The organism is Bacillus sp. 491mf (assembly GCF_900112415.1).
GTDB lineage: Bacteria > Bacillota > Bacilli > Bacillales > Bacillaceae_G > Bacillus_A.
Genome location: NZ_FOLV01000082.1, coordinates 1 through 4,690 on the forward strand (window position 1 = coordinate 1; position 4,690 = coordinate 4,690).

Sequence of the window (4,690 nt, forward strand, 5' to 3'; positions counted from 1 at the left end):
TTCTTCTTCTTCTTCTTCTTCTTCTTCTTCTTCTTCTTCTTCTTCTTCTTCTTCTTCTTCTTCTTCTTCTTCTTCTTCTTCTTCTTCTTCCAAAGAATACAATTTATTAAGCAATTCCGTAAATGTATTACAAATTAGCTCAATTGAATTCTCACCTTGTTCTTCATGATCAAAAAAAACAACAGTTGGTTCATTATTACTCTGCCGATAATCAAAACAAATTAAATTTCCGAAAGGATCTCTAGCAAAAGGAATAATACCTTTTTGCAAAGACTCTTTAGAAAATTCATAAATTGCTTCTATACTAAAATCACCTGTAAAGCTCAATAAGTTATTAAAAACAGCTCCACCTTCACCTTCATCACTAAAATCAAAATTATCCGGTTTAGGATAGCCACCATTATATTTTATGACACATTCTTTATAATCTTGAGGAAATTTTATTCCAAATGATTGCTCAACCTTAGATATTGTCTTTTCATCAACTGATTTATCGGTAAAAAGCCACGTTATTTCCCCCATAATAACTCCTCCAAAATCTTTTTTCAAAATCACTTGTATATTAGTAATATTAAAACTTTTATTATTAAACATCTTACTATTACAAATAAAGTTGCTGTAACAAAATTATTGATAATTTTCGATAGCTGAAATAAGAGAGCCTGTTCCTTCTTCTGCATAACCAATAAAGTCCAAGCATTTTTCACTCCAACCACCGATTAAATTTGCTTTCTCTCCTACAAATTGTTGGTTACCGTAACTATTTAAATTGAAGGAGTGAACCCAAACATCAGGATTAACTTCACGGCGATATGTTTCAAGAAGAATTTGTGAAGAATTTTCTTCATATTCATCTCCGTACACTTGCTCATCAGAGAAGACGAGGATGCGGTCAACTTTGATTTTGTTATCTAATAAATATTGGATAGAAAGATATAAGTTTGTTCCATATCCGTGTTCATTCACTTCTGATAAAAATGTGTTCATGTTCTCTAAAATGCCAGAACGAGTAGAAACATTTATCACTTTGAAATCAGTTGCGAATACAGATGTAATCGAATTATCACAGAAGGAGTGTGCCATTGCCATCATAAGCGTAGCAATATCTGCACATTTAACGGTCCCATCTTTCGAAACAGGATAACATGTCATAGAGCCTGAGATATCTGCTGTCATAAATGTTTTACCTGATAGTCTTGGCATGTTTGTAACAGATGATTCAATTGCGTCATTCAATACATCTAATAATTCGCTTCCTGCTTGCGGTAATTTTTCCTGCACGACGCGATAGGCTGAGAAAAAGCGAAATGGTAATTGTTTTGATTTTTTTACTCTCTCAGGATCGCGAAGAATGTTATATACTGTATCAATATTTGATGCACCTGAATTTACGATATTGCGAAGATTACGAAGTAAGGCCATATAACCTACTTTCCCGCTATCGATTAATTCTTCCCATACTTCTCTTTTGTTTCCTTTTTGAGAAAGTTCTGTTTCCCATGTATATGGTACTTGTAGTGTATTTTCTAACAAACGCTTATAAAGTTCATAACGTTCTGTTCCTTCTATTGCAGATGGACTAACTAAACGAAATACATCTTTCAATGTAACGTCTTTTCCTGTGCGATTGTATTTTGCTAATTGATATTCATCAAACGTAGCAAAGGCATCTGCCAACCCTTTTTTCAAAGAGTTGGGAATTGGATGTTTCCGGCCATATACACCTAATTGATACGCCATCATTTCTGTTACATCATCAGGTCGCTGTGCGATACGAGAAACCGTTTGACGAGCATATTTACGACCTTCAGGATGGTTAGCGAGTTCCACTGCTAATACATGTGTAACAGAACGCATGTAGAACACTTCACGTGCATACACCGCTAAATTTGCAACAAATTGAGGATCTCTGTCCATAACCTGTTTTGCAGTAGTAACTAATTCTTTGCTGTTGTCGCCATAAAATTTTGGCTCATTAAAGAAAGATGTTAATACCATCGTAACTAATTTATCTTTATCATACATTTTATAAGCTTTTCCGCCCTCTTTTGTATATGTTTGACGGCTTCCTTGAGAAGAATGATTAAACTTTGACATTATGATCTACCCCCAGAGATTTTTTGACACTACTGGTTGAAATACAAATAAAAAAGGCAACGTATATACGTTGCTCTTTTCACTCATTCCTAACACTTCAGAACGATTGGAAACAGGAACAGACAATTTATTCAGGGAAACGGGATTCGAGCCCCGCAAACCTAGCTCCTATATGACGCTTAGTGTTATGAATCAAAGAAAAGTACTAAATTGTTGCGGAACTTACCGCACCTACAGCGTTTCATATTAGCAAACGAAGTATGAGCTATCTACAATGCTCCTGTTATATGTAATGCTTAAAGATTTGGGAGATAAGCGAAAAGGCTCATTACGTTGCTCTACCACTGAGCTACCTCCCAAAGTTGGGAGGATGGGATTCGAACCCATGACACACGGCTTACAAGGCGAAGAAATCCTTCTCTACACTGCCCAAATCTATAAAGTATGAATTATAGATTCGAAGAAAAGGGAGATAGGCGGAAAGACTCAATATGTTGCTCTACCAAACTGAGCTACTCCCCCCTACGTTTATAAAACGACGGGGGAGGCAAGGATTCGAACCTGCGACCTACCGCTTAACAGGCGAAGAAATTCTTTCCTACACTGCCCTTTTCTTTTTGTTACTTATTGATTTCATTATACTCATTAATCAAAACTTTGGCAATTATTAGCACTTTTGAAAAATCTTATCTTTTTCGTCTATAAATCTTAAAGCTTCTGTATTTCACAATTTAATTCAATTAGATTGTATGAAAATACTGTGTTAGACTAACTAGCAGTTTTCAAATAGCTAAATTTAAGAATTTTTGATAATGCCACTTACTCCTTCGAAAATAACATCTCTTAATACTTCATTATAACTTGTATATTCTCTATCATACTTTATCTTATCAAAAGCTTGTTTTATAACACCGTCAACCATAATCGTCAAACCCTCTATATCCTCTGGGCTTCCCTCTTTCTTAAAAGTTTCATTTAAAATAACTAATTTTCCTTCTTTTGACATGTTTTTATTCTCCTTTAAAGTTTTCAATTTGCATTTATAGTAGGAAAGATTCTTTCTTTATTAGCTTTTGAAACTATATTTACTTTTCTATCTTTGAAAGTTCCCCTCTCCTTGCCTCATGAGTAGCTAAATCTGCATATCTTGTTGTAATAGGTAACCGACTATTTTTTTCTACAAAATGCAAAACAACATGGGTAGCAGTATCTAAATCAATCCAATTCCCACAAGAAACAAAAATTGGTTTTACATTTTCTCTAGTTCTTAGCGTTCTTCCATAAACTTCTTCATTTACAACGATCTCAGTATACGAACCTACTTCGTTTTCAGGTTCGATAAAGTCAACATTATTTATTTTTAAATACGTTTTGGCTACTCCAATAGTTGGCTTTTTTAAATAGAAAGACGCATGCGTTGCGATTCCCATATGACGATTATGTAAATAACCATTTCCATCAAACATATATAAGTCTGGAAAACTTTTTAATTTTTTAACTGTATCAAGCACTAGTGGTAATTCCCTAAATGCTAGATAACCAGAAATATAAGGAAACTCAATTTGATCTATATGATGAACCTCTTCAATAATTGCCTTTGTAAGATAATCAAACACAACAATACAGCAGACTCCATAGTCAATTCCCTCATTAGACCAATAAGCAATATCTATTCCCGCTACTAATTTTATATCTTCTAGTTTAAATGTATTTTTTAAAGAAATGTTACTTGATAATTGTTTTTGCAGCTTCTCTAACTCATTGATATCGTGTTTTTTCATAATTTTTCACCCGAATTTTCACATAGTCCAAATCTCATTTAGTTAGCTCTTTTTTCTTCAACAATTTGACCATTTTCATCCCAAATCCTATACTGTATTTTTCCTTTTGAGAAGTCATTTCTCCAAATTATCCAGCATATGGATTATAATCAATTTCTACTTTTTTTAGACCTACCAATACTTTTTTTATTCTATTAGATAAATCCGCGATTTCCTCTTTAGTTAATTCCTCTTCCGCATCTAGCGGTTTAAACATACTTAAACACTTTGTTATCCTTTCAACAGTACCAACGAAAACTTTGTCATGAGTAATTAAAATCTCTCCTATAGCAGCATCCCTCACAACGTCTTCTATCTCACCTAAATTCCAGTATTCATCGACTAGTCTTGCTATTGCCTCTCTATACCCTCTATTTAAACTTAAAAAATCATTATAGTCCTCTTTGATCGCTTCAAATAATTCATTGTATCCCCAGTATTTCACTAAATCTCCCTCCATCCAAAAATATTATGGCTTAATCCCTTATTGTAATCTTAAAATAAAAAGCACTTGTTATCTATAAAAGACAATGAAGTGAACCCAAAAAGTTAGACACATATTTTAAGCAGCTAATAGGGAATGCGTTCTGTATTGTACAGGGCTCATAACTTAAAAGATCTAAATATAGATCAAAAAACGATTCTTTAAATACATGAGAATCGTTTTTTGTATAAAGTGAAACTTTAATCAGTGGGGGTTTTCTTCATCCCCCACTGATTATTAGTTGAACCAATCGGGCTTTTACGGGCAGTTTATCTCCCACCTAACTTCT

The 4,690-nt window shown here is 33.7% G+C and carries 4 protein-coding genes and 1 pseudogene; all 5 read right to left on the bottom strand.

What is annotated here, in order from left to right; translation table 11 throughout:
* Window positions 1–93: 93 nt before the first annotated feature.
* Window positions 94–522: pseudogene (locus BM211_RS25550) on the bottom strand (SMI1/KNR4 family protein); the annotation flags it as partial.
* A 105-nt stretch (window positions 523–627) separates the two neighbouring features.
* Window positions 628–2,097: a TROVE domain-containing protein gene (locus BM211_RS25555; RefSeq protein ID WP_091000195.1), complete on the bottom strand. Its 1,470-nt coding sequence runs from the start codon at window positions 2,095–2,097 to the stop codon at window positions 628–630.
* A 796-nt stretch (window positions 2,098–2,893) separates the two neighbouring features.
* Complete coding sequence (locus tag BM211_RS25560; protein WP_035431959.1) at window positions 2,894–3,103, bottom strand: hypothetical protein; 210 nt, start codon at window positions 3,101–3,103, stop codon at window positions 2,894–2,896.
* 79 nt (window positions 3,104–3,182) lie between these two features.
* A complete protein-coding gene (locus tag BM211_RS25565; protein WP_091000197.1) occupies window positions 3,183–3,878 on the bottom strand; it encodes an endonuclease V in 696 nt (231 codons plus the stop codon).
* Between the two features lie 127 nt (window positions 3,879–4,005).
* Complete coding sequence (locus BM211_RS25570; protein WP_035431955.1) at window positions 4,006–4,362, bottom strand: Imm3 family immunity protein; 357 nt, start codon at window positions 4,360–4,362, stop codon at window positions 4,006–4,008.
* Window positions 4,363–4,690 lie beyond the last annotated feature (328 nt).

What these genes read in the sequence shown, in the direction of transcription:
- BM211_RS25560 (WP_035431959.1), bottom strand. Translation starts at nt 3,103, where the DNA reads ATGTCAAAAGAAGGAAAATTAGTTATTTTAAATGAAACTTTTAAGAAA.
- BM211_RS25565 (WP_091000197.1), bottom strand. Translation starts at nt 3,878, where the DNA reads ATGAAAAAACACGATATCAATGAGTTAGAGAAGCTGCAAAAACAATTA.
- BM211_RS25555 (WP_091000195.1), bottom strand. Translation starts at nt 2,097, where the DNA reads ATGTCAAAGTTTAATCATTCTTCTCAAGGAAGCCGTCAAACATATACA.